This window comes from Anaerobacillus sp. MEB173, assembly GCF_052119505.1.
Classification (GTDB): domain Bacteria; phylum Bacillota; class Bacilli; order Bacillales; family JBJMAU01; genus JBJMAU01.
In genome coordinates, this window is sequence record NZ_JBJMAU010000019.1 from 1 (window position 1) to 25,174 (window position 25,174).

Annotated in this window: 25 protein-coding genes and 2 other annotated features; all 25 genes read left to right on the top strand. The window is 38.9% G+C overall.

The features are described from left to right. The first annotated feature begins 442 nt into the window (after positions 1-442). The 25 genes from ACJ2A9_RS20265 (at position 443) to rpoB (ending at position 25,145) form a co-directional block, all read left to right on the top strand. Complete coding sequence (locus ACJ2A9_RS20265; RefSeq protein WP_441423515.1) at positions 443-907, top strand: CtsR family transcriptional regulator; 465 nt, start codon at positions 443-445, stop codon at positions 905-907. A gap of 53 nt (positions 908-960) precedes the next feature. Beyond that, a complete protein-coding gene (locus tag ACJ2A9_RS20270; protein WP_441423516.1) occupies positions 961-1,491 on the top strand; it encodes a UvrB/UvrC motif-containing protein in 531 nt (176 codons plus the stop codon). A 4-nt stretch (positions 1,492-1,495) separates the two neighbouring features. Beyond that, positions 1,496-2,566, top strand: coding sequence for a protein arginine kinase (locus tag ACJ2A9_RS20275; protein WP_441423517.1), 1,071 nt, complete (start codon positions 1,496-1,498; stop codon positions 2,564-2,566). 24 nt (positions 2,567-2,590) lie between these two features. Continuing rightward, positions 2,591-5,035 carry an ATP-dependent protease ATP-binding subunit ClpC gene (clpC, locus tag ACJ2A9_RS20280; protein ID WP_441423518.1) on the top strand — a complete coding sequence of 815 codons (2,445 nt, stop codon included), beginning with the start codon at positions 2,591-2,593 and terminating at the stop codon, positions 5,033-5,035. A gap of 157 nt (positions 5,036-5,192) precedes the next feature. After that, positions 5,193-6,575, top strand: coding sequence for a DNA repair protein RadA (gene radA, locus ACJ2A9_RS20285; protein WP_441423519.1), 1,383 nt, complete (start codon positions 5,193-5,195; stop codon positions 6,573-6,575). 3 nt (positions 6,576-6,578) lie between these two features. Then, complete coding sequence (disA, locus tag ACJ2A9_RS20290; protein WP_441423520.1) at positions 6,579-7,652, top strand: DNA integrity scanning diadenylate cyclase DisA; 1,074 nt, start codon at positions 6,579-6,581, stop codon at positions 7,650-7,652. 262 nt (positions 7,653-7,914) lie between these two features. Continuing rightward, on the top strand, positions 7,915-9,012 hold the full coding sequence (locus tag ACJ2A9_RS20295) for a PIN/TRAM domain-containing protein (RefSeq protein WP_441423521.1): 1,098 nt from the start codon (positions 7,915-7,917) through the stop codon (positions 9,010-9,012). 47 nt (positions 9,013-9,059) lie between these two features. Continuing rightward, positions 9,060-9,749 (top strand): 2-C-methyl-D-erythritol 4-phosphate cytidylyltransferase, encoded by a 690-nt coding sequence (ispD, locus tag ACJ2A9_RS20300; RefSeq protein ID WP_441423522.1) that lies wholly within the window; start codon positions 9,060-9,062, stop codon positions 9,747-9,749. Beyond that, complete coding sequence (ispF, locus tag ACJ2A9_RS20305; protein WP_441423523.1) at positions 9,746-10,222, top strand: 2-C-methyl-D-erythritol 2,4-cyclodiphosphate synthase; 477 nt, start codon at positions 9,746-9,748, stop codon at positions 10,220-10,222. Before ispD ends, ispF begins: the two co-directional genes overlap by 4 nt. Positions 10,223-10,384: 162 nt before the next feature. Further along, complete coding sequence (gene gltX, locus ACJ2A9_RS20310; protein WP_441423524.1) at positions 10,385-11,845, top strand: glutamate--tRNA ligase; 1,461 nt, start codon at positions 10,385-10,387, stop codon at positions 11,843-11,845. A gap of 4 nt (positions 11,846-11,849) precedes the next feature. Continuing rightward, positions 11,850-12,075 (top strand) — a binding site (T-box leader). Positions 12,076-12,166: 91 nt separating this feature from the next. Further along, the gene (cysE, locus tag ACJ2A9_RS20315; RefSeq protein WP_441423525.1) at positions 12,167-12,817 is read left to right on the top strand and encodes a serine O-acetyltransferase; all 651 of its coding nucleotides are present in this window, start codon (positions 12,167-12,169) and stop codon (positions 12,815-12,817) included. Then, on the top strand, positions 12,814-14,211 hold the full coding sequence (gene cysS / locus ACJ2A9_RS20320) for a cysteine--tRNA ligase (protein ID WP_441423526.1): 1,398 nt from the start codon (positions 12,814-12,816) through the stop codon (positions 14,209-14,211). Before cysE ends, cysS begins: the two co-directional genes overlap by 4 nt. Before the next feature lie 8 nt (positions 14,212-14,219). After that, positions 14,220-14,636, top strand: a complete 417-nt coding sequence (locus tag ACJ2A9_RS20325) for a Mini-ribonuclease 3 (protein WP_441423584.1) — start codon at positions 14,220-14,222, stop codon at positions 14,634-14,636. A gap of 29 nt (positions 14,637-14,665) precedes the next feature. Further along, positions 14,666-15,397, top strand: a complete 732-nt coding sequence (gene rlmB / locus ACJ2A9_RS20330; RefSeq protein WP_441423585.1) for a 23S rRNA (guanosine(2251)-2'-O)-methyltransferase RlmB — start codon at positions 14,666-14,668, stop codon at positions 15,395-15,397. Position 15,398: 1 nt separating this feature from the next. Continuing rightward, positions 15,399-15,914, top strand: coding sequence for an NYN domain-containing protein (locus ACJ2A9_RS20335; RefSeq protein WP_441423527.1), 516 nt, complete (start codon positions 15,399-15,401; stop codon positions 15,912-15,914). A gap of 74 nt (positions 15,915-15,988) precedes the next feature. Continuing rightward, on the top strand, positions 15,989-16,639 hold the full coding sequence (gene sigH, locus ACJ2A9_RS20340) for an RNA polymerase sporulation sigma factor SigH (RefSeq protein WP_441423528.1): 651 nt from the start codon (positions 15,989-15,991) through the stop codon (positions 16,637-16,639). Between the two features lie 288 nt (positions 16,640-16,927). Further along, positions 16,928-17,077: a 50S ribosomal protein L33 gene (gene rpmG, locus ACJ2A9_RS20345; protein ID WP_441423529.1), complete on the top strand. Its 150-nt coding sequence runs from the start codon at positions 16,928-16,930 to the stop codon at positions 17,075-17,077. Between the two features lie 49 nt (positions 17,078-17,126). Continuing rightward, the gene (gene secE / locus ACJ2A9_RS20350; RefSeq protein WP_441423530.1) at positions 17,127-17,306 is read left to right on the top strand and encodes a preprotein translocase subunit SecE; all 180 of its coding nucleotides are present in this window, start codon (positions 17,127-17,129) and stop codon (positions 17,304-17,306) included. Between the two features lie 165 nt (positions 17,307-17,471). Continuing rightward, positions 17,472-18,005 (top strand): transcription termination/antitermination protein NusG, encoded by a 534-nt coding sequence (gene nusG / locus ACJ2A9_RS20355; RefSeq protein WP_441423531.1) that lies wholly within the window; start codon positions 17,472-17,474, stop codon positions 18,003-18,005. 161 nt (positions 18,006-18,166) lie between these two features. Beyond that, positions 18,167-18,592, top strand: coding sequence for a 50S ribosomal protein L11 (gene rplK, locus ACJ2A9_RS20360; RefSeq protein WP_441423532.1), 426 nt, complete (start codon positions 18,167-18,169; stop codon positions 18,590-18,592). Between the two features lie 80 nt (positions 18,593-18,672). Next, a complete protein-coding gene (rplA, locus tag ACJ2A9_RS20365; protein ID WP_441423533.1) occupies positions 18,673-19,413 on the top strand; it encodes a 50S ribosomal protein L1 in 741 nt (246 codons plus the stop codon). Between the two features lie 50 nt (positions 19,414-19,463). After that, positions 19,464-19,590, top strand: a sequence feature (ribosomal protein L10 leader region). A gap of 41 nt (positions 19,591-19,631) precedes the next feature. Beyond that, entirely contained in the window at positions 19,632-20,132 is a 501-nt protein-coding gene (rplJ, locus tag ACJ2A9_RS20370; protein ID WP_441423534.1) for a 50S ribosomal protein L10, read from the top strand. 50 nt (positions 20,133-20,182) lie between these two features. Continuing rightward, the gene (rplL, locus tag ACJ2A9_RS20375; protein ID WP_441423535.1) at positions 20,183-20,545 is read left to right on the top strand and encodes a 50S ribosomal protein L7/L12; all 363 of its coding nucleotides are present in this window, start codon (positions 20,183-20,185) and stop codon (positions 20,543-20,545) included. A 101-nt stretch (positions 20,546-20,646) separates the two neighbouring features. Then, complete coding sequence (locus ACJ2A9_RS20380; protein WP_441423536.1) at positions 20,647-21,252, top strand: class I SAM-dependent methyltransferase; 606 nt, start codon at positions 20,647-20,649, stop codon at positions 21,250-21,252. Positions 21,253-21,605: 353 nt separating this feature from the next. Then, entirely contained in the window at positions 21,606-25,145 is a 3,540-nt protein-coding gene (rpoB, locus tag ACJ2A9_RS20385; protein WP_441423537.1) for a DNA-directed RNA polymerase subunit beta, read from the top strand. The last annotated feature ends 29 nt before the right edge of the window (positions 25,146-25,174 follow it).

Genomic DNA, 25,174 nt, shown 5'->3' on the forward strand with positions numbered 1-25,174 from the left:
GAAAAGAAGCACTAATCATAATGATATGATTAGTGCTTTTTTTGTCTATATAAATCTTTAACTAATTAAACTCATACTCATTCGCTTACAGTGCATATGATGTTAACGAGTAGAAATACACACTCCTATAAATTATATTAGGAACTACATAAGCCTACTTTTGACGATCCAATGACATAGAGCATTCATCTTAATGGAAAGAAGGATTTGTTGGGAAGAAGAGAGAATATAAACAAAACTAAAGCTAGAATTAGTACCCTAATTTTATATTGAAATATGACAAGCTGTTTCAAAACGGTAAGATTCAGACGAATGTTAGGGTTATTTCTTTGAGATGTGGCAATAATATTTTTGGGTAGCAAATAGTTGCAAACTCCGCTGAAAAAGATATAATATAGTTAAAGTCAAATATAGTCAAAGTCAAGAGGGGAGTTTATAAATAATGAGAAATATTTCAGATATCATTGAACATTATTTAAAAACGATCCTGACCAAAAGTGATCAAAAATCAGTAGAAATCAAACGTAGTGAATTAGCGGAACGGTTTCAATGTGTTCCCTCACAAATCAACTATGTTATTAGTACAAGGTTTACTATTGAGAAGGGCTATATAGTGGAGAGTAAACGCGGTGGTGGAGGGTACATTCGGATTATTAAAGTACAAGCAAACAACCATGCCCATTTAATTGACCAAATGTTAGAGCTCATTAGCCATCAGGTTAATCAACCAACCTCTGAGAGTTTAATTTTGAGGCTCTATGAGGAAGGAGCGATTACAAAGCGTGAAGCCAATATTATGTTAAGTGTGGTTGACCGAGCGATGTTGAATATTGCTTTGCCACATCGAGATGAGTTACGTGCTAATCTTTTAAAATCAATGCTAACCTCATTAAAATACACCAATTAAATGTATGGCAGCTCATACATGCCACTCACTTTTGAGAGGGAGGACCGACTGTTATGCAATGCCAAGAATGTAATCAAAGACAAGCAACACTGCACTTTACAAAAATTATTAATGGAAAAAAGACAGAATTTCATATATGTGACCAATGTGCTAGAGAGAAGGGTGAATATTTTCCTGGATCGAACAGCTTTTCGATTCATCAATTACTCTCTGGATTATTAAATTTTGAACAGCCAATCTCAAGTCATTCGGCGCAGTCCACTTTTCAAGAATTAATGTGTGAAAAATGCGGGATGAGTTATCGCCAATTTGCGACTGCAGGACGATTTGGCTGCTCAAATTGTTATCAGACGTTTAGTCAAAAACTAGATCCTATTTTAAAACGGGTCCATAGTGGGAATACCGTTCATTCGGGGAAAATCCCCAAACGAATCGGAGGCACGATTCAATTAAAGAAGAAAGTCGAGCAATTAAAGGAACTGATGAAACAACATATTGACCGGGAAGAATTTGAAAAAGCAGCCGAAGTACGAGATCAAATAAGATCATTAGAAACTAAAATACACGATAATAAGGAGGGATGATCTAATGTCACTCCAACGTTTTATCAGTGAGGCTATCAGTCCTTGGATGAAAAAAGAAGGCCCGGATTCAGATATTGTATTAAGCAGTCGTATTCGTTTCGCTCGAAATTTGGAAGATTACCCTTTTCCGCTTGTTTCAAATATGGATGAATCAAAAAAGGTAATTACTTATATTGATGAACAGCTTAATGGGAAAGTCTACGATCACTTTGGTCCTTTTGAATTACTTTATATTGACGAGATTAAAGCCAACCAAAAAAGAGTACTTGTCGAAAAACATCTAATTAGTCCACATTTAGCCGAACAGTCAAAACATGGAGGTGTTTTGTTAAGTGAGGACGAATCTGTAAGTATTATGGTAAATGAAGAAGACCATTTACGAATACAATGTTTATTCCCAGGTTTTCAATTAAACGAAGGTCTTGTTCTAGCTAGTGGTATAGATGATTGGATTGAAGAAAAAGTTACTTATGCCTTTGATGAGAAGAGGGGGTATTTAACTAGTTGTCCGACAAATGTTGGGACTGGTTTACGTGCTTCAGTTATGATGCATTTGCCTGCATTAGTGATCACTCAACAAATGAATCGTATCTTACCAGCAATTAATCAGTTGGGATTAGTTGTACGGGGAATATACGGTGAGGGAAGTGAAGCATTAGGTAATGTGTTTCAAATTTCAAACCAAATTACACTAGGTAAATCAGAAGAAGATATTGTTGAAGATTTGAGAGGTGTTGTGATGCAGCTCGTTCAGCAAGAACGCTCAGCAAGAGAATCTCTTCTACAAACTTCTAAGTTACAACTCGAAGATCGCGTCTATCGCTCATATGGAATATTAGCCTATAGTAGAACGATTGAATCAAAGGAAGCCACCCAACGGCTTTCCGATGTTCGCTTAGGTATCGACTTAAACCTAATCGAAGGAGTGTCAGCGAATATTCTAAATGAACTGATGATCTTAACGCAGCCTGGTTTCTTACAGCAGTTTGCAGGGGAAATATTGGCACCTGAGCAACGAGATGAAAGAAGGGCTGCACTAATTAGAGAAAGAATAAGACTAGAAAATGAAAGCTAATTAATTTTGGAGGTGGAGACTACTATGATGTTTGGAAGATTTACAGAACGCGCACAAAAAGTATTAGCTCTGGCACAAGAGGAAGCAATCCGATTAGGACACAATAATATTGGGACTGAACACGTCTTATTAGGTTTAATTCGAGAAGGGGAAGGCATTGCTGCTAAAGCATTACTTGCTCTAGGATTAGGTCCAGACAAAATCCAAAAAGAAGTAGAGACACTAATTGGAAAAGGACAAGAAGGTTCGAAAACAATTCACTATACGCCTCGAGCAAAAAAGGTGATTGAGCTTTCTATGGATGAAGCTCGTAAGTTAGGGCATTCCTATGTTGGAACTGAGCATATTTTACTTGGTTTAATTCGAGAAGGGGAAGGGGTTGCAGCCCGAGTATTAAATAACCTTGGTGTAAGCTTAAATAAAGCACGCCAACAAGTATTACAATTACTGGGCAGTAACGAAGCGACCGGTTCAAGTCAACAAAGCGGAACAGCAGCTAATGTAAATACGCCAACATTAGATAGTCTAGCACGTGACCTGACAGCCGTTGCTCGTGAAGAGACATTAGACCCTGTAATTGGTCGTTCGAAAGAAATTGAGCGAGTTATTCAAGTATTAAGCCGACGTACAAAGAATAACCCTGTACTAATTGGTGAGCCTGGTGTAGGTAAAACAGCGATAGCTGAAGGATTAGCACAGCAAATTGTAGCGAATGAAGTTCCTGAAACATTACGTGATAAGCGTGTAATGACTCTTGATATGGGTACAGTTGTTGCAGGTACGAAATACCGCGGTGAGTTTGAAGATCGTTTAAAGAAAGTTATGGACGAAATTCGACAAGCAGGAAATGTTATCCTGTTTATTGATGAATTGCATACACTCATTGGAGCAGGTGGTGCAGAAGGGGCAATCGACGCCTCAAACATCTTAAAGCCTTCTCTTGCTAGAGGTGAGTTGCAATGTATTGGAGCGACAACATTAGATGAATACCGTAAATATATTGAAAAAGATGCAGCACTTGAGCGCCGTTTCCAACCGATTAAAGTCGAAGAGCCTACTCTTGACGAATCTGTTCTTATTTTAAAAGGGTTAAGAGACCGTTATGAAGCCCACCATCGTGTAACGATTACAGACGAAGCAATTGAGGAAGCAGTAAAACTATCAGATCGCTATATTTCTGATCGTTTCCTACCGGATAAAGCGATCGATCTCATTGATGAAGCAGCTTCAAAAGTACGTCTTCGCTCATATACGGCACCGCCTAATTTAAAGGAATTAGAACAAAAACTAGAGGAAACAAGAAAAGAAAAAGACGCAGCAGTGCAAAGTCAAGAATTCGAAAAGGCTGCTTCATTACGTGATACAGAGCAGCGTTTAAGAGAAGAACTCGAATTGACTAAGAATGAATGGAAAGAACAGCAAGGTCAAGAAAACACGGAAGTAACAACCGATGATATTGCCCAAGTTGTTGCAAGCTGGACGGGTGTGCCTGTTTCAAAACTGGCTGAAGAAGAAACAGAACGACTGTTACGAATGGAAGAGATTCTACACAACCGTGTTATTGGTCAAGAAGAGGCTGTAAAGGCAATTTCCAAGGCGGTGCGTCGTGCCCGGGCAGGACTCAAAGATCCTAAGCGTCCAATTGGATCATTCATTTTCTTAGGACCTACAGGTGTAGGTAAAACAGAGCTTGCTCGTGCAGTAGCAGAGTCACTATTTGGTGATGAAGATGCGATTATTCGTATCGATATGTCTGAGTATATGGAAAAGCATGCAACGTCTCGATTAGTTGGTTCTCCTCCGGGATATGTAGGTCATGAAGATGGTGGACAGTTAACTGAAAAAGTTCGTCGTAAGCCGTATTCCGTTATTCTTCTAGATGAAATTGAGAAAGCACATCCTGAAGTGTTTAATATTCTCCTTCAAGTGTTAGAGGATGGAAGATTGACTGATTCAAAAGGTAGAACAGTTGACTTTAGAAACACAGCAGTCATTATGACATCAAATGTTGGGGCGAGCACACTTAAGAAAAACAAAACGCTTGGATTTGCTGTTGAAGGCGAAGGCCGTGAATATAAAGATATGAAAGACAAAGTAATGGGAGAACTTAAGCGTAGTTTCCGTCCGGAGTTTTTAAACCGAATTGACGAAATTATCGTCTTCCATTCGCTTGAGAAAGAGCACATTAAAGAAATTGTTACATTAATGGCTGATCAGTTGAAGAAGCGTTTAGCTGAGCAAGGAATTGAGTTTGAATTAACAGATGAAGCAAAAGGAAAAATTGCTGATGAAGGCTTCGACCCAGATTACGGTGCTAGACCGTTAAGAAGAGCATTGCAACGACAAGTAGAGGACCGTTTATCTGAGGAATTATTAAAAGGCAATATTTCTAAAGGACAAAAGGTTATTCTCGATGTGAAAGAGAATGAGTATGTTGTAGAAACGACTTCTGGCGCTGAAACAGTTTAAAAAAAGGAAAAACCGGGGGATATAAGGATGTCTTCCGGTTTTTCTGTAATAAAAGATGGTTAGATTACATATAGAACAGATAAACCGCTTTTCTTTTTGATAATAAAATAAAGGTGAAACAAATATATGTTTGTAATAGAAATGAGTGGGTACTAGTATGGCAAAACGAAAGACAAAGTTTGTTTGCCAAGAGTGCGGCTATGAGTCAATGAAATGGATGGGTAAATGTCCAGGATGTCAAAGCTGGAATTCAATGGTGGAGGAGTTTGTTGAAGCTGCTGCTTCGAAACGAAGTCGCGGCTATGTTACATCGTCATCACCTCAATCAGCAAAACCTCAAGCGATCACAGAGGTTGTAAGTGATGTTGAGGCAAGAATTAATACGACAATTAAAGAATTAAACCGCGTATTAGGTGGGGGGATTGTTCCTGGCTCTCTCGTTCTCGTAGGCGGTGACCCTGGGATAGGAAAATCAACATTGTTACTGCAAGTTTCCGCACAATTAGCAAATAATAAATATAAGGTTCTCTATATTTCAGGCGAAGAATCTGTAAAACAAACGAAATTACGTTCAGATCGATTAGGGATTTCTAGTGATCACTTATATGTCCTTGCTGAAACAGATTTGGAGTTAATCGAGAAGGCAATTGATGAATTAGCACCGACACTTGTCATTATCGATTCGATCCAAACGGTCTATCAAGCAGAAGTGACATCGGCACCGGGGAGTGTTTCTCAAGTTCGTGAGTGTACCGCAGCCTTCATGAAAATAGCGAAAACAAAAGGAGTAGCCATTTTCATTGTAGGTCATGTTACAAAGCAAGGGGCAATTGCCGGACCACGATTACTAGAACATATGGTTGACTCAGTACTCTATTTTGAAGGGGAGAGACATCATACGTTTCGAATCTTACGGGCAGTGAAAAACCGTTTCGGTTCAACAAATGAAATTGGTATTTTTGAAATGAAAGAAAGTGGTCTAGAGGAAGTTGTAAATCCATCAGAAATTTTTTTGGAAGAACGTTCAAAAGGAGTGGCTGGTTCGACTGTTGTGGCGGCAATAGAGGGAACACGGACCGTTCTTGTTGAACTGCAGGCATTAATTTCACCAACAAGTTTCGGTAACCCGCGAAGAATGGCAACGGGTATTGATCATAATCGCGTTTCCTTAATTATGGCGGTGTTAGAGAAACGAGTCGGGTTACTTTTACAAAATCAGGATGCTTACTTGAATGTTGCTGGTGGTGTAAAGCTGGATGAACCAGCCATAGACTTAGCGGTTGCCGTCAGTATTGCCTCAAGCTTCCGGGATCAAATAACGAACCCTACTGATGTTGTCATTGGAGAAGTCGGTTTAACGGGAGAAGTACGGCGTGTATCTCGAATTGAGCAGCGTGTCGTGGAAGCAGCGAAACTAGGATTTGAAAGGGCAATTATACCTACGAAGAATATTGATGGCTGGACTAAGCCTGACGGTATCAAAGTAATAGGTGTAACAACCGTTGAGGAAGCACTAGATGTTTTAGTAGGGAGGCGTTAACAATTGAGTGAGAATAACAAAAATGCTTTTGTAAATGATGTACTAACATTTGTAGCGCCAGGGTCACCTTTACGTGATGGGATTGATAATGTATTGCGTGCAAAAACAGGCGGGTTAATTGTATTAGGATATAATAATGAAATCATGAACTTAGTTGATGGTGGTTTTTTTATTAACTGTCAATTCTCACCGGCCTTTCTATATGAACTAGCAAAAATGGATGGAGCGATTATTTTAAGTGAAGATGGGAAAAGGATATTATATGCGAATACGCAGCTTGTACCAAATACATCGATTGAGTCTTCGGAAACAGGAATTCGACATCGGACGGCGGAACGAGTTGCCAAGCAGACTGGAAATTTAGTCATTGCGATTTCGCAACGGCGAAATGTTATTACCCTCTATCAAGGTGAATATCGTTATTCATTAAAAGATATTGGTGTGATTCTAACAAAAGCAAACCAGGCGATACAAACGCTAGAAAAATACAAATCAGTCTTGGATCAAAGTATTACGAACCTTGGAGCACTTGAGTTTGAAGAGCTTGTCACATTTCAAGAAGTTTCGCAAGTGATTCATCGTGTTGAGATGGTACTAAGAATTAAAACCGAAATTAAAAACTATGTAAACGAGCTAGGCAGTGAAGGACGATTAATTAAAATGCAGATGGAGGAACTTGTTTCTAATATTGAAAAAGAAGCGGTTCTATTAATAAAGGATTATGCCAAGGACAAAGATGTAGACCCATATCACATACTTAAGCAGTTAAAAAAGTTGTCTAATGAAGAGTTATTAGATGATCATATTATTGTGAAACTATTAGGTTATTCAAAAAGTATGAACTTACCGGAAACACCGGTCTGTCCAAGAGGATACCGCATCCTCCATAAAATCCCACGACTTCCGCCAATAATTATTGAAAACTTAATTGAAAAATTTGAAAGTATTACAGAAATCATTGTAGCATCAATTGGAGAATTAGATGATGTAGATGGGATTGGGGAAGCAAGAGCGAAAAAAATTAAAGAAGGTCTGCAAAGAATTCAAGAGCAATTATTTATTGATAGGAACATATGATTACAAAGATTTCCATATTTCTACAGAATAAGATAAACTATTGACGAATGCTAAACAGTAAAGGTATAATTATACTTTTTGATTATTTGACTTTTTTGTGCTATTTTGCTATTTTAAGATAGAAGCTAAGTCCAAATCTTATGTAATAATTAGCATAATTATTATATGTAAAAAGCAAAAAAATGTAATTTTATGTGAAGTTTAGTTTGATAGGTTTCAAAATCAGAGGTTTGTCTATAATAGTAGGAGGAGGTGATTGCGAATGCTGAAAAGGATTGTTCAGCTGTTTTTTATACTAGTTGGAGGAACTCTAGGATATATTTATGTACCTGATCTTATTCGCTTAGTTAATTTTGGTAACCTACCTGATTGGTTTATGGGTTCATATGCAGGAGCAGTTATAGGCGCACTTATATTATTTTTAACGACATTTTGGGTTACTGATTATATTGTTGATTTAATTCGTTTGGTTGAGGAAAAAATTGTAAAGGCACCTGCAACGGATGTTTTATTTGGTACGATGGGACTTATCTTTGGGCTGCTTGTTGCATTTTTGATTGTTCTACCTTTGAATAGAATTGAATTTCCTTTAATTAGCACAGTACTGCCAATCTTTTTGACGTTTGTGTTAGGATATTTAGGATTCCAAGTAGGATTTAAAAAGAGAGATGAATTAATTAACCTTTTCTCCATTTCTAATCGGTTAGGGAAGAAAAAAGAAACTGATGAACCTGTAGTCGAACGACACGGTGTTGAATTAAAGATTCTTGATACAAGTGTTATTATTGACGGACGAATTGCTGATATTTGTCAAACGGGGTTTTTGGAAGGGACGCTTGTAATTCCTGAATTTGTGCTAGAAGAGTTGCAGCATATTGCCGATTCATCAGACGTTTTAAAGCGTAACCGTGGTCGTCGAGGTCTTGATATTTTGAACAAGATCCAAAAAGAACTTTCGATTAAGGTTGAAATTTATGAAGGCGACTTTGAAGAGATTCAAGAAGTAGACAGTAAACTTGTAAAATTAGCAAAAGTTGTAAATGGATTAGTTGTTACAAATGATTTTAATTTAAATAAGGTTTGTGAATTACAAGGAGTACCGGTGTTAAATATTAACGATTTAGCAAATGCGGTGAAACCGATTGTGCTTCCAGGTGAAGAATTAAATGTTCAAGTGATTAAAGACGGTAAGGAATATAATCAAGGTGTTGCTTACCTCGATGATGGAACAATGATTGTTGTTGAAGGCGGCCGTGATTATATTGGGAAACAGATTGATGTCTTAGTGACAAGCGTTTTGCAAACATCCGCTGGAAGAATGATTTTTGCAAAACCTAAATTGTTAGAAAAGGCACTGTGAACAGAACAAACTTATTAGTAATAATTGAATAGGATATGGTGGTAAGAATGGAGTATTCGGTAATTATTCCTGCTGCTGGACAAGGAAAACGAATGGGAGCGGGAAAGAATAAACAATTCATTGAATTACTAGGAAAGCCCGTTATTATTCATACGTTATATGTATTTGAAGCAGATCCATGGTGTAAGGAGATTATTCTTGTTGCAAATGAAAAGGAAATTGAACTTTTTCGTGACCTTATAAAGAAGTATGAGCTTAAAAAAGTGACAAAAATAGTTCCAGGTGGATCCGAACGGCAACATAGTGTCCATAATGGGCTTCAAGCGATAACAAATGAAAATATCGTCTTAATCCATGATGGTGCAAGACCATTTGTAAAGCAACCCCATATTCATCAGTTAACCGAACAGGCTAGCCTTACTGGGGCAGCAATCCTTGCTGTACCGGTAAAAGATACGGTCAAACGTGTCATTGAGTCTTCTGTACAAGAAACGATGGAGCGTTCAAGCTTGTGGGCAGTGCAAACCCCACAAGCTTTTCGTATGTCTGTTATTAAAAAAGCCCATGAACATGCAGAACGACAAGGGTTTATTGGAACTGATGATGCAAGTTTGGTAGAGAGGTTTCATAATGTATCAGTAGTTGAAGGAGATTATTTAAACATTAAATTAACAACAAAGGAAGATCTATTATTTGCAAATGCAATATTAAATAGAGAAGCGGGGGAAAGAGAATGATTCGAGTTGGACAAGGGTTTGATGTTCATCAGTTAGTTGAAGGGAGACCATTAATTGTTGGGGGAGTAACCATTCCTCATGAGAAGGGATTATTAGGGCACTCAGATGCAGATGTTTTATTACATACAGTCGCTGATGCATGCTTAGGTGCGATTGCAGAAGGTGATATCGGAAGACATTTTCCAGATACAGATCCAGAATTCAAAGATGCTGATTCAGCTAAGCTTCTGGAGCATGTATGGAATCTTGTAAAAAGCAAAGGATATCAATTAGGAAATATTGATTGCACAATTATGGCACAGAAGCCGAAAATGGCTCCACATATCCAAGATATGAGAGCAGTAATTGCAAGAATCCTTGAGGCTGAAGTAGACCAAGTGAATGTAAAGGCAACAACGACGGAAAAATTAGGCTTTACAGGTCGTGAAGAAGGAATCGCTTCCCAAGCCGTCGTCTTACTAGTAAAGGAGTAGAGAATTTCTTTGAAGGTCGACAGGGGAAGTTACTTCGCCGACTTCTCTACTAATAATTTTACATTTTACATTATAAATTTTTGTTGAGTCTTGACCATTCCTATCCTGTTGGTGATAGAATAAGAAAAGTTGAGAGAAGATACAATTGGAAGGGTGACATTCATGTCAAAAAATGTAAGAGTTCGTTTTGCGCCTAGTCCAACTGGACATTTACATATCGGTGGTGCAAGATCCGCTTTATTTAATTATTTATTTGCAAGAAATCAAGGTGGAAAATTCATTATTCGAATTGAAGATACAGATCAAGCGCGCAATGTTGAGAATGCAACTGAGAAGCTGATGGATAGTATGAAGTGGCTCGGGATTGACTGGGATGAAAGCATTGATGTTGGCGGAGAGTTCGGGCCGTATAGTTGTATGGAACGTCTTGATATCTATGAGCAACATATTCAAAAGCTATTGGATGAGGGGAAAGCCTATTATTGTTATATGACGGAAGAAGAGTCAGAAGCAGAACGTGAAGCACAAATGTCCCGTGGCGAAACGCCTAAATACAGTGGGCGTGATCGCAACTTAACAGAAGAGCAGCGTGCTGCATACGAAGCAGAAGGACGAAAGCCTGTTGTTCGCCTTCGGGTCCCTGACAGTGGCAGTGTTGTTGTTGATGATGCAATTCGTGGCAAAGTTACCTTTGATATTGAAGCGAATGGGATCGGTGACTTTATTATCGCTCGCCGTGACGGTGTGCCAATGTACAACTTTGCTGTAGTGATTGATGATCATTTAATGGAAATCTCACATGTCATCCGTGGGGAAGAACATTTGTCAAACGCTCCACGTCAAGTACTGCTGTATGAAGCATTCGGATGGGAGACGCCATTATTTGCTCATGCATCACTCATTTTAAATCAAGATCGTCAAAAAATGAGTAAACGTGATGAGTCGATCATGCAATTTGTTGAGCAATACAAAGAACTTGGCTACTTACCTGAAGCGATTGTGAACTTCTTAGCATTACTTGGATGGTCACCGGTAGGCGAAGAAGAGATTTTTACAAAAGAAGAATTGACAGAACAATTTAGTTTGGAACGTGTATCCAAAGCTCCGGCAGTATTTGATACAGACAAACTTGCTTGGATGAATAACCAATATATGAAAAAGGCACCTCTTGAAAAAGTTGTTGAGCTTGCATTGCCTCACCTTGTGAAAGCAGGCAGACTCCCAGCACAATTAACCGCAGAGGATCAGCAGTGGGCAACGAAGGCTGTCGCGCTATTCCAAGATCAAATGCATTATGGTGCTGAAATTGTTGAGCTAACAGAGTTGTTCTTTAAAACAGAAATCGATTATAATGAAGAGGCGAAGGAAGTCTTAAATGGTGATTATGTCTCTGAAGTTCTTAACCAGTTTGCAGCTGAAATTGAGCAGCTTGAAACATTTACAGATGGTGAAGTTAAGGCTGCGATTAAAGCAACACAAAAAGCAACAGGGCAAAAAGGGAAACAATTATTCATGCCAATTCGCGTTGCTACAACTGGTCAGGTGCATGGACCTGATTTACCAAAAGCGATTGAACTATTAGGAAAAGAAGTCGTCCTTACTCGTCTAAAAAAATTAGTTTAATAATGATAAAATGTTGAGAAGGTAAAGTAAAATTGTTTGATTCTTTTTCAGAGAGAACCAACATGGCTGAAAGTGGTTTAAAGAATGCAATTTGAAGTGCGCCTTTGAGTCTCTTATTGAAAATTAGTAGATAAGAGCGGATCTCCTCCGTTAACAGAGTGAAGTGAAGGAACCAATGAAGATATTTTGGTTGCTTAAACAGAGTGGAACCGCGCTAAAGCGTCTCTGTGCCCATCTTGGCACAGAGACGCTTTTTTTGATCGGGTCGCTATGACCATTGTACAGACTAATACGTAAACATAGTAGAAGGTGGGGAGAACCGTGCTTAAAACATTAAAGAACGACATTGATGTTGTATTTGAACAAGATCCTGCAGCGAGAAATCGCTTAGAGGTGATATTTACCTATTCTGGTGTGCATGCAATTTGGGCACATCGAATTGCACACTGGCTATGGAAGAGGAAGATGTATTTTCTTGCCCGACTTCTTTCGCAAATTAGCCGCTTTTTCACTGGTATTGAGATTCATCCCGGTGCAGTGATCGGTCAACGTCTATTTATTGACCATGGTATGGGTGTCGTCATTGGTGAAACGTGTGAAATTGGTGATAATGTCACGATTTATCAAGGAGTGACATTAGGGGGAACAGGGAAAGAGAAAGGAAAGAGACATCCGACAGTTGAAGATAATGTCTTAATTGCATCTGGCGCCAAAGTTCTAGGTTCATTTACGATTGGGAAAAACTCCAAAATTGGCGGAGGATCTGTTGTATTAAGGGAAGTCCCTCCGAATTCCACCGTAGTTGGGATTCCCGGTAGAGTGATTATCCAAGATGGAGTAAAAATTAGTAAAGATTTAGATCACCATAATCTTCCTGATCCTGTCTACGATAAAATAAAGGATTTGGAAGTACAGTTAAAAACGTTACAGAAAGAACTTGAACAGCATAAAAAAGGAGAGACTGTCAAATGACGATACATGTATATAATACGCTAACAAGAAAAAAGGAGAAATTTGTTCCTATCGAAGCTGGGAAATTAAAAATGTATGTATGTGGCCCGACGGTCTACAATTATATTCATATTGGAAATGCAAGACCAGCAATAGTCTTTGATATGATTCGCCGTTATTTTTTATACCGTGGCTATGACGTTCAATATATTTCAAACTTTACGGATGTAGATGATAAATTAATTAAAGCTGCAAAGGAATTAGGGGAAGAAGTGCCGGAGATTGCGGAGCGTTTTATCGAAGCATACTTTGAAGATACATGTGCGCTTGGAGTACAAAAGGCAGATCATCATCCTCGAGTTACCGAGACTATGCCGGAAATTATTGAATTTGTCGAGACATTAATTGAAAAAGGATATGCCTATGAAATTGAAGGAGATGTTTATTTTAAGACGAAAAAATTTGGCGAATACGGAAAGTTATCCGATCAATCGATTGAAGACTTGCAGCTAGGCTCGCGAATTGAAGTCGGTCAAAAAAAGAACGACCCACTTGATTTTGTGCTTTGGAAGGCGGCAAAGCCAGGTGAGATTTCATGGGATAGCCCGTGGGGGAAAGGTCGTCCAGGGTGGCATATCGAATGCTCAGCCATGGTTAAGAAGTATTTAGGTGAAACGATTGATATCCATGCAGGTGGTCAAGATTTGGCATTTCCGCATCATGAAAATGAAATTGCCCAATCGGAAGCATTAACAGGGAAACAAATGGCCAATTATTGGCTGCATAATGGATATATTAACATTGATAACGAAAAAATGTCGAAATCACTTGGGAACTTTGTTTTAGTGCATGACATTATTCAACAACATTCTCCCGAGGCTGTTCGCTTTTTTATGCTGATGGCTCATTATCGTAGCCCAATTAATTTCAATAGAGAACTTATTGAAAGTGCGAAAGCTGGTTTAGACCGAATTAAGACAACGGTATCGAATCTTGAGCACCGTCTCGAAAGCAGTGCAGATTTAGGTGAGGCAGATTACTGGTTCAGCAAAGTCAATGAACTAAAAGAACGCTTTATTCAAGAAATGGACGATGACTTTAACAGTGCCAATGCGATTTCTGTTTTGTTCGATATGGCGAAGTTGGCCAATACGTATTTACGCGAACAAAATACATCAAAGGCAGTATTAGAGACGTTGATTGCGTCATTTAAAGAATTTGCCGACGTACTTGGCATTACAGTGACATCAGAAAAACAACTACTTGATGAAGAAATTGAAGCATTAATTGAAAAAAGAAACGAAGCCAGAAAGAATCGCGATTTTGCCTTAGCAGATCAAATACGTGATCAATTAAAAGAGATGAATATAATCCTAGAAGATACGGCACAAGGAGTACGTTGGAAGAGGGTATAATGAAGATGATGAAACTAACAGAGATGAAGATTGATGCAAAGCAGTTGAATGGACTAACCCTTGCTTATATGGGAGATGCCGTCCTTGAAACGTATGTTCGTTATTACTTAATTGCGAATGGGAAGGTGAAGCCGAACCAATTGCACCGAGAGGCGACGGGTTATGTTTCAGCAAAAGCACAGGCGGCATTTCTCGGCCACCTTTTAGAAAATAGTCTGTTATCCGATGATGAAGTGTCTGTCGTCATGAGGGGCCGAAATGCAAAAAGTGGAACAGTGCCAAAAAATACAGATCTTCATACATATCGCTACAGTACAGCGTTCGAAGCACTTATTGGCTATCATTATTTTTTAAATAAATATGAAAGAATTGATGAAATTATCGCGTTAATGTTCCAATTAAACGATAATAAAGGAAAGGAGTGATCGTGTTGAGTAATAATAGTGAATTTATTATGGGCAAAAATGCGATTCTCGAAGCATTACGTTCTGGTCGGCCGATTAATAAAATTTGGATTGGTGAAGGAACACAAAAAGGACAAATTCACCAAGTCATAGATTTAGCAAAAGAAAACGGAATTCTAATTCAGCATGTTCCTAAAAAGAAGCTTGAACAATTAGTCAGTACGACGAATCACCAAGGGGTAATTGCTTCTGTTGCGGCCTATGAGTATGCAAGTATGGAAGACCTTTTCAGACGAGCGGAAGAACGAGGAGAAGATCCTTTTTTTATCATATTAGATGAAATTGAAGATCCTCATAATTTGGGATCCATTCTTCGTACTGCGGATGCAGCAGGGGCACATGGTGTCATTATTCCAAAAAGGCGCTCTGTCGGATTAACGTCTACAGTAGCTAAAGCATCCACAGGTGCGATTGAATATGTTCCCGTTGTCAGGGTCACCAATTTAGCAAGAACAATCGATGAATTGAAAGAACGAGGGTTATGGTTTGTTGGTACTGATGCCAAAGGAACGCAAGATTACCGAGAATTAAGTTTTGATATGGGAATTGGATTGGTCATCGGCAGTGAAGGAAAGGGAATGAGTCGTTTGGTGAAAGAAAAATGCGACTTCTTAATCCGAATTCCAATGGAAGGGAAAGTCACCTCCTTAAATGCATCAGTAGCAGCGAGCCTATTAATGTATGAAGTGTATCGAAAACGTCATCCATTAGGAACGGATTAGTATGGAGAACATCCTGCTCGTTGATGGGTACAACATTATTGGTGATTGGCCGGAGTTAAAAGCTTTAAAGAATAACCATGATCTAGAAGGAGCGCGCGATCTCTTAATTGAAAAGATGGCTGAGTATCAGGCCTTTACGGGCTGCAAGGTGATTGTTATCTTTGATGCTCACATGGTTTCCGGTGCCGGAAAGAAGTACAAGAATTTCAGAATTGATGTCGTCTACACTCGTGAAAATGAGACAGCTGATGAAAGAATTGAAAAGTTAGTAAGTGAATTAATCAATGTTAAAACCCAAATCACTGTAGCTACTTCTGATTATACCGAACAGTGGGTGATCTTTGGTAAGGGAGCATTACGGAAGTCGGCAAGAGAACTTTTGGTCGAAATGAATAACATTGAGTCGAAAATTGCCAAAACAGTAAAAGCGAAGGTGAACAAAGGAAATTCGACAAAAATTCCGATCTCAACTGAAATTGCCGAAATTTTTGAAAAATGGCGTCGAGAGAAAGGATGAGCGGTTGACGGCTCTCCAACCGTTAAGTATAATGTTTTTATATTCAGACAATCGTAGGGGCGGAGGGATTTAAGGTGAGCATAGACCTCAAGGAGACCAATAATTCTAGTTTTGACCAAATAGAAGATGAAAGCTTGGTGGAATATGTCCGTGAGGGAGATAGTGCTGCTCTTGAATACTTAATTAATAAGTATAAGAACTTTGTGCGTGCTAAAGCGAGATCATACTTTTTGATTGGTGCTGATCATGAAGATATTGTCCAAGAAGGAATGATTGGATTATATAAGGCGATTCGTGACTTCAAGGGGGACAAGCTATCTTCTTTTAAAGCGTTTGCAGAACTTTGTATCACAAGACAAATCATCACAGCGATTAAGACAGCGACGAGACAAAAGCACATTCCATTAAATTCCTATGTTTCACTAGACAAGCCTCTTTACGATGAAGAGTCTGACCGTACACTACTCGATGTGATCTGCGGGACACGAGTCACCGATCCAGAGGAGCTTATTATTAACCAGGAAGAATTTGATGATATAGAAGTGAAGATGGCGGAAATACTAAGTGAACTCGAACGGAAAGTTCTGATGCTGTACTTGGACGGCAGGTCGTACCAAGAAATTTCAGTTGACTTGAATCGCCATGTTAAATCAATCGATAATGCATTACAGCGTGTGAAGAGAAAGCTAGAACGTTATGTGGAAATTAAAGGTGTAAGTCTGTAAAACAGGGGAAACCCTGTTTTTTTGTGGTATACCAATGTTTCAAACGTGACCAATTTGGCAAAACTGATAGAAAAGTTAAGTTTAGACTTGCTTAAGGACTAATCAAGAAGTTTTTTCTTTTGGTGTCTACTTGAAATATCAACCAAGTAACTCTAAACTCTACATTCTAAATTATAAACTATAAACTCCCTACTGCCCCTCTCGCTTTATTGACACTAGAAAAGCGGTGTGATAAAGTTGTCTAGGTATGTTAATATAAGGGTTGTCTAACATTTTGGAGGGAAGGCAATGCGTAATAAGGTTATTCTTGCTTGTGACGAGTGCAAGTCTCGGAATTACTCAACGGAAAAAAACAAACAAAATGTAACAGTTCGCATTGAAATGAAAAAGTTTTGTAAAGCATGCAATGCTCATACCCTTCACAAAGAAACAAAATAACTAGCTTATATAGATTTCGTTAGAATTAAGAAAGCTGGAGGTGGCATTGATGGCAATTGGGAAGTTTTTGCGTGATGTAGTTACCGAGATGAAAAGAGTATCCTGGCCTGGTCGTAAAGAGTTAATTAAATATACTGGTGTTGTACTTACAACGGTAGCTTTTATTGCCGTTTTCTTTGCGGTTGTAGATTTAGGGATTTCTACATTAGTAAGATTTATTTTGGGATAGTGCGATAAGCGTGAGATCAATGGAGGAAAGAAACTTCTGCATATTCTTATGAAGTTGTAGGATATAAGCCGACAGAGAGGTGGCTGTTTTTCCGGATTATTCGATCAATCGAACTTATGATTGTTATCCAAAGAGGAGGGAAGGACAACTTTTGTCCTAATCGACATGGAAAAAAACTGGTATGTTGTTCATACGTATTCTGGATACGAGAACAAAGTAAAGACAAATTTAGAAAAGCGTGTCGAATCAATGGAAATGACCGATAAAATTTTCCGTGTTCTTGTTCCAGTTGAAGAAGAGACTGAAGTGAAGAATGGAAAAAGCAAGTCTGTTGTAAAAAAGGTATTTCCTGGCTATGTCCTAGTAGAGATGGTCATGACTGATGATTCATGGTATGTTGTACGTAATACACCTGGGGTAACCGGGTTTGTCGGATCTGCAGGTGCAGGTTCCAAGCCGACAGCTCTATTACCTGAAGAAGTTGAAAATATCTTGAAACAAATGGGTGTAGAAGAACCGAAAGCTGATATCGACTTTGAATTGAAAGAGTCGGTAAAAGTAAAAGAGGGACCTTTTGCTAACTTCATCGGCACGATTGAAGATATTCAAATTGACAAAAGGAAAATAAAGGTTCATGTCAATATGTTTGGGCGTGAGACCCCGGTAGAATTGGATTTCACACAAGTGGAAAAAATCTAATTTGAAAAAGACTTGATATCATTTTTTAAAAGTGGTAGAATCTTTATGTTTGATAAGAAAGTTATCAAAAACAAATATACCTTATCTACAAATAGAGATTAGGTTGAGTGGGAGGGTCATTGACCCGGTTAACCACATCACGGACTAAGGAGGTGTGTCGCGTGGCTAAAAAGGTAATTAAAATGGTAAAATTACAAATTCCTGCTGGTAAAGCAAACCCAGCACCCCCAGTTGGACCTGCACTAGGACAAGCTGGAGTTAACATTATGGGGTTCTGTAAAGAGTTTAATGCTCGTACTGCTGATCAAGCTGGTCTAATTATTCCGGTTGAAATTACGGTATTCGAAGACCGTTCGTTTACATTTATCACTAAAACTCCACCAGCTGCTGTATTACTAAAGAAAGCAGCTGGTATTGAGTCAGGATCTGGTGAACCAAACCGTAACAAGGTTGCTACAGTTAAGCGTGATAAAGTACGTGAGATTGCAGAAACAAAAATGCCAGACCTAAACGCTGCTACTGTTGAGTCAGCTATGCGTATGGTTGAAGGTACTGCCCGAAGCATGGGTATTGTTATCGAAGACTAATTGTTGAAAGTGTTTTTGTCAGAGGTTGCGAGTAAAGGAGAGTATCCTTACCTAAGTCATTGGGTTCGCAACCTTTATTAGTGGGAGGTTTAACCGTAAAAACCACAATCAAGGAGGAAATGAAATTGGCTAAAAAAGGTAAAAAGTACCAAGAAGCAGTGAAGCTTGTTGACCGCGAAACTGCATATGATGTTACAGAAGCAATTGAACTTGTGAAGAAAACAGCGACTGCATCTTTTGATGAAACAGTTGAAGTTGCAGTACGTTTAGGCGTAGATCCGAAGAAAGCTGACCAACAAATCCGTGGTGCAGTTGTTCTTCCAAACGGAACAGGTAAAACACAACGTGTGCTTGTTTTCGCGAAAGGTGAGAAAGCGAAAGAAGCAGAAGCTGCAGGTGCAGACTACGTTGGAGATGAAGATTACATTAACAAAATCAGCCAAGGTTGGTTTGAGTTTGATGTAGTTGTAGCGACTCCAGATATGATGGGACAAGTTGGTAAGCTTGGTCGTGTATTAGGACCAAAAGGTTTAATGCCAAACCCTAAAACAGGAACAGTTACATTTGAAGTAGAGAAAGCTGTTAACGAAATTAAAGCTGGTAAGATTGAATACCGTGTTGATAAAGCAGGAAACATCCACGCTCCAATCGGTAAAGTTTCTTTTGAAACTGAGAAGTTAGTTGAAAACTTCAAAACAATCATCGAAACACTAGTGAAAGTTAAGCCTGCTGCTGCAAAAGGAACATACATGAAGAATGTTGCTGTTGCATCTACAATGGGCCCTGGTGTTAAGGTAAATGTTGCTAGCGCTACAAAATAATGGCAGTTGACTCTAACTGATATTTTAGATATACTAACCCTTGTGTTAATTAAATAATAATTTTCATACCGTAGACAGTAGGTGCAGGAATGCTTAATTTCCTACCGAGGTTTGTAATAGTTGATCTAATACTATTATGCCTCCATGTCTATGCATGGAGGCTTTTCTTATAGAAGATCGCCTTGCGGTATGGTAGATATATCATAGGAGGTGTAAGGATGAGCGTACGTGAAACAAAACAACAATTAGTAGCTGAAATCGCTGATAAACTTCGTGAAAGTAAATCAACAATCGTTGTTGACTACCGTGGATTAAACGTTGCTGAAGTAACTGAACTTCGTAAACAACTACGTGAAGCAAACATTGATTTCAAAGTTTACAAAAACACAATGACTCGTCGTGCGACTGCAGAGGTTGAACTTACTGAGTTAGACGCAACTTTAGTTGGTCCAACTGCGATTGCATTCAGTAATGATGAAGATGTTGTTGCACCAGCGAAAATTATTAACAATTTCGCTAAAGAACATGATGCTTTAGAAATTAAAGCAGGTGTTATTGAAGGTCGTGTAACATCAGTAGAAGAAGTGAAGGCACTTGCTGAACTACCTTCTCGCGAAGGACTTCTTTCTATGTTGCTTAGCGTTCTTCAAGCTCCAATGCGTAACTTTGCATTGGCTACAAAAGCTGTTGCTGAACAAAAAGAAGAACAAGGTGCTTAATCTTGTCGGAATTTAAAATAAAAGAAACTATTTAATAGGAGGATTTAAAAATGAGTAAAGAGCAAATTATTGAAGCGATTAAAGAAATGTCTGTTTTAGAACTTAACGACTTAGTTAAAGCAATTGAAGAAGAGTTTGGTGTAACTGCTGCTGCTCCTGTAGCTGTAGCTGGTGGAGCTGCTGCTGGTGGCGCTGCTGAGCAAACTGAATTCGACGTAATTCTTGCATCTGCTGGTGGATCTAAGATCAACGTAATCAAAGTTGTTCGTGAAATCACTGGTCTTGGCTTAAAAGAAGCTAAAGCTCTTGTTGATGGCGCTCCTGCTCCAATCAAAGAAGGCGTAGCAAAAGAAGAAGCTGAAGAAATGAAAGCTAAACTTGAAGAAGCTGGAGCTTCTGTAGAAGTTAAGTAATGATACGAAAAAAGCTCGCTATTTAGCGAGCTTTTTTTACTATGCTAGGCTCTATTTTTTGTTATTTACGGATAGTATAAATAGAGTAGGAGGGTAGAATTATGGCAGACCATTATTATTCTGATAAACCAACTGTTCAAAGTGATCAACAAACTTGGACATTTACTTTAAGGGGGGAAACATACCATTTCACTTCGGACAGAGGCGTTTTTTCAAAGAAAGAAGTAGACTTTGGTAGTCGGTTATTAATTGAAACCTTTCAGTTTCCGGAACAAACGGGTGATATTCTCGACGTTGGTTGTGGATATGGACCGATTGGAATAGCTCTAGCTAAAGAGGACTCTAAACGAACAGTTATGATGATTGATGTCAATGAAAGAGCACTCGAATTAGCGAAGGAGAATGCGAAAGCTAATCAAGTGAACAATGTTATGATCCAGAAAAGCAATCTATTTGAACAAGTTCAGAAAAAAGATTTTGCTAGCATACTATCTAATCCACCGATACGCGCCGGGAAAAAAGTTGTTCACCAATTATTCGAAGAGGCTTATCAGCATTTAGCTCTAAATGGTGAACTTTGGATCGTTATTCAAAAGAAACAAGGTGCACCATCGGCAATCGAGAAGTTAAAGTCATTATTTGCTGAAGTAGAAGTTGTTATAAAAGATAAGGGCTATTATATTATTCGATCCGTGAAGAGGGTATAGAAGAACTTAGGATTGAAAAAATTTACTAATTATAAAAAAAGACTTGACAAAGTTGTTGACTGGAAGTGTCTATTGTGATAGCATTATTTAATGCGTATGAATACCATTTTCAGAACGCAACTTTTTTTGTTTGTCAATATACTTTCAGAATTTATGACTTTTAGTGCTATATGTATAAAAAAACAAAAATTGGGCAAACTAATACAATCAATATTGGATAAATTTGAAAATGTGGTTTTTTGATAAAGGAAACCATTTTTTCTTTTGGCTTAAAGAAGGTTCTTCTTTGGTTGGATTAGTATTGAAAAAACTTTGAGATTTTATTAAAACGCTAGATTTGAGGGGTGAATCAGTTGACAGGTCAACTAGTTCAGTATGGACGCCACCGCCAACGTAGAAGTTATGCACGAATCAAAGAGGTATTGGAGCTTCCAAACTTAATTGAGATTCAAACGGCTTCTTATCAATGGTTTCTTGATCAGGGATTAAGAGAAATGTTTCAGGACATCTCTCCAATTCAAGATTTTACAGGGAATTTAGTATTAGAATTTATTGATTACAGTTTAGGTGAGCCTAAATACTCAGTAGAGGAATCGAAAGAACGTGATGTTACATATGCAGCACCATTACGTGTAAAAGTGCGCCTTATTAACAAAGAAACTGGTGAGGTTAAAGAGCAGGAAGTATTTATGGGAGACTTCCCATTAATGACTGAGACAGGTACTTTTGTGATTAATGGAGCAGAACGTGTTATTGTTTCTCAGCTAGTACGCTCTCCAAGTGTATATTATAGTAAAAAGATTGATAAAAACGGGAAGCGAGGATTTACCGCTACCGTTATTCCAAACCGTGGAGCATGGTTAGAACTTGAAACTGATGCGAAAGATATTGTCTATGTTCGTATTGATCGTACAAGGAAAATACCTGTAACGGTTCTTTTACGTGCGTTAGGATTTGGATCTGATCAAGAGATCATTGATCTATTAGGAGAAGATGAATACTTAAGAAACTCCTTAGAGAAAGACAATACAGATGGTACAGAAAAGGCTCTATTAGAAATTTATGAGCGTTTACGTCCAGGCGAGCCGCCTACCGTTGATAACGCAAAAAGTCTCTTAGAATCACGATTCTTTGATCCAAAGCGTTATGACCTTGCTAATGTAGGACGTTATAAAATTAATAAAAAGCTTCATATTAAAAACCGCCTATTCAATCAACGATTAGCTGAAACGCTCATTGATCCGGAAACAGGTGAAGTGTTAGCAGAACAAGGTGCGGTATTAGACCGTAGATTATTAGATAGAATTTTACCTAATTTAGAAAATAACGTCGGATTCCGCCATGTGCGTTTATCAGGAGGCGTCATCGAAGATCAGGATGTAGAATTACAATCAATCTTGATTTATCCTCCTGGAGACCAAGATGAGCAGCCGATAAAGGTTATTTCGAATGGTGTTGTTGATCGAAGCATTAAAAATATTACACCTGCTGATATCATTGCGTCGATTAACTACTTCTTTAATCTTTTACATGGTGTAGGAGATACAGATGATATTGACCATTTAGGAAATCGTCGCTTACGTTCTGTTGGTGAATTGCTGCAAAATCAATTCCGTATTGGTTTATCAAGGATGGAACGTGTCGTTCGTGAAAGAATGTCAATCCAAGATGCAAATACAATTACACCACAAGCGCTTATTAATATCCGCCCTGTTATCGCATCGATTAAAGAGTTCTTTGGAAGTTCGCAGTTATCACAGTTTATGGATCAAACGAACCCATTAGCTGAATTAACGCACAAACGACGTCTATCAGCATTAGGACCTGGTGGTTTAACACGAGAGCGTGCTGGTTTCGAAGTGCGTGACGTTCACTATTCTCACTATGGTCGTATGTGTCCGATTGAAACGCCAGAGGGACCGAACATCGGGTTAATTAACTCACTTTCTACGTATGCAAAAGTAAATGAGTTTGGTTTTATGGAAACGCCATACCGTCGTGTAGATCCTGAAACAGGCAAGGTCACAGCTCAAATCGATTATCTGACTGCAGATGAAGAAGATAATTATGTTGTTGCCCAGGCAAATGCGAAGCTAGCGGATGATGGTTCGTTTATTGATGATAATATTATCGCTCGTTTCCGTGGAGAAAACACAATTGTTCCTCGTGAACGAATTGACTATATGGACGTATCTCCAAAACAGGTTGTTTCTTCAGCGACTGCTTGTATTCCATTCTTAGAAAATGATGACTCAAACCGTGCCTTAATGGGAGCGAACATGCAACGTCAAGCAGTTCCGCTACTTGTACCTGAAGCACCCCTTGTTGGTACTGGAATGGAGCACGTGTCAGCAAAAGACTCTGGTGCAGCTGTTGTCTCTAAGACGAAAGGGATCGTTGAACGTGTAACAGCGCGTGAAATCCTAGTTCGTCGTATTGAAGAAGTTGATGGGAATGAAGTGAAAGGTGATCTTGATCGTTACAATTGTGCGAAGTTTATTCGTTCAAACCAAGGAACAAGTTACAATCAACGCCCTATCGTCAGTGAAGGTGACCGCGTTGAAAAGGGAGAAATCCTAGCGGATGGTCCGTCAATGGAACAAGGGGAAATGGCATTAGGTCGTAACGTCCTTGTAGGCTTCATGACATGGGAAGGTTATAACTATGAAGATGCGATCATCTTAAGTGAACGCCTTGTAAAAGACGATGTCTACACGTCTGTTCATATTGAAGAATACGAGTCAGAGGCTCGTGATACGAAGTTAGGTCCTGAAGAAATTACGCGTGACATTCCGAACGTAGGGGAAGATGCACTACGTAATCTGGATGAGCGTGGAATTATCCGTGTTGGCGCTGAAGTAAAAGATGGAGATATTTTAGTTGGTAAAGTAACACCTAAAGGGGTTACAGAGCTAACGGCGGAAGAGCGTCTCTTACATGCTATCTTCGGTGAGAAGGCTCGTGAAGTACGTGATACGTCACTGCGTACACCTCATGGCGGCGATGGAATTGTCCTTGATGTTAAAGTGTTTAACCGTGAAGACGGCGATGAATTGCCTCCTGGTGTAAACCAATTAGTGCGTGTATATCTTGTTCAGAAACGTAAAATCCATGAAGGGGATAAAATGGCCGGACGTCACGGTAATAAAGGGGTTATCTCCCGTATTATGCCGGAAGAGGATATGCCATTTTTACCAGACGGTACACCGATTGATATCATGTTAAATCCATTAGGGGTTCCATCAAGGATGAATATCGGACAAGTGCTTGAATTACACCTTGGTATGGCTGCTCGTAAACTTGGAATTCATGTTGCATCACCAGTATTTGATGGTGCGCGTGAAGAAGATGTGTGGGATACGCTTGCAGAAGCTGGGATGGCCCGTGACGGAAAAACCATCCTTTATGATGGTCGAACTGGAGAACCATTTGACAACCGTATTTCAGTAGGAATCATGTACATGATTAAGCTAGCACACATGGTTGACGATAAACTTCATGCGAGGTCAACTGGTCCTTACTCACTTGTTACGCAACAACCGCTTGGTGGTAAAGCTCAATTTGGTGGTCAGCGTTTTGGTGAGATGGAGGTATGGGCACTTGAGGCTTATGGTGCAGCGTATACGTTACAAGAGATTCTAACAGTGAAATCAGACGATGTTGTTGGTCGTGTGAAAACATATGAAGCGATTGTAAAAGGTGAAAACGTTCCAGAACCAGGTGTTCCAGAATCATTTAAAGTATTAATTAAAGAGCTTCAAAGTCTAGGTATGGATGTCAAAATGCTCTCAAGTAATGAAGAAGAGATTGAAATGCGTGAACTAGACGATGATGATGAACAAGCGAACGAAAAGTTAAACCTTAATCTTGACACGAATGAATCGAATGCATAAGGGTAGAACCTGAAGATGAAAGGGAGGTA

Excerpts from the sequence above, each read along its gene's own strand:
- rpmG (WP_441423529.1), top strand. The coding sequence starts at position 16,928 with ATGCGTAATAAGGTTATTCTTGCTTGTGACGAGTGCAAGTCTCGGAAT.
- ACJ2A9_RS20325 (WP_441423584.1), top strand. The coding sequence starts at position 14,220 with ATGAAACTAACAGAGATGAAGATTGATGCAAAGCAGTTGAATGGACTA.
- ACJ2A9_RS20295 (WP_441423521.1), top strand. The coding sequence starts at position 7,915 with ATGCTGAAAAGGATTGTTCAGCTGTTTTTTATACTAGTTGGAGGAACT.
- rplL (WP_441423535.1), top strand. The coding sequence starts at position 20,183 with ATGAGTAAAGAGCAAATTATTGAAGCGATTAAAGAAATGTCTGTTTTA.
- secE (WP_441423530.1), top strand. The coding sequence starts at position 17,127 with ATGGCAATTGGGAAGTTTTTGCGTGATGTAGTTACCGAGATGAAAAGA.
- ACJ2A9_RS20335 (WP_441423527.1), top strand. The coding sequence starts at position 15,399 with ATGGAGAACATCCTGCTCGTTGATGGGTACAACATTATTGGTGATTGG.
- rplJ (WP_441423534.1), top strand. The coding sequence starts at position 19,632 with ATGAGCGTACGTGAAACAAAACAACAATTAGTAGCTGAAATCGCTGAT.
- ispD (WP_441423522.1), top strand. The coding sequence starts at position 9,060 with ATGGAGTATTCGGTAATTATTCCTGCTGCTGGACAAGGAAAACGAATG.
- ACJ2A9_RS20275 (WP_441423517.1), top strand. The coding sequence starts at position 1,496 with ATGTCACTCCAACGTTTTATCAGTGAGGCTATCAGTCCTTGGATGAAA.
- clpC (WP_441423518.1), top strand. The coding sequence starts at position 2,591 with ATGATGTTTGGAAGATTTACAGAACGCGCACAAAAAGTATTAGCTCTG.
- cysS (WP_441423526.1), top strand. The coding sequence starts at position 12,814 with ATGACGATACATGTATATAATACGCTAACAAGAAAAAAGGAGAAATTT.
- ACJ2A9_RS20270 (WP_441423516.1), top strand. The coding sequence starts at position 961 with ATGCAATGCCAAGAATGTAATCAAAGACAAGCAACACTGCACTTTACA.
- gltX (WP_441423524.1), top strand. The coding sequence starts at position 10,385 with ATGTCAAAAAATGTAAGAGTTCGTTTTGCGCCTAGTCCAACTGGACAT.
- ACJ2A9_RS20380 (WP_441423536.1), top strand. The coding sequence starts at position 20,647 with ATGGCAGACCATTATTATTCTGATAAACCAACTGTTCAAAGTGATCAA.
- nusG (WP_441423531.1), top strand. The coding sequence starts at position 17,472 with ATGGAAAAAAACTGGTATGTTGTTCATACGTATTCTGGATACGAGAAC.
- radA (WP_441423519.1), top strand. The coding sequence starts at position 5,193 with ATGGCAAAACGAAAGACAAAGTTTGTTTGCCAAGAGTGCGGCTATGAG.
- ACJ2A9_RS20265 (WP_441423515.1), top strand. The coding sequence starts at position 443 with ATGAGAAATATTTCAGATATCATTGAACATTATTTAAAAACGATCCTG.
- ispF (WP_441423523.1), top strand. The coding sequence starts at position 9,746 with ATGATTCGAGTTGGACAAGGGTTTGATGTTCATCAGTTAGTTGAAGGG.
- rlmB (WP_441423585.1), top strand. The coding sequence starts at position 14,666 with ATGGGCAAAAATGCGATTCTCGAAGCATTACGTTCTGGTCGGCCGATT.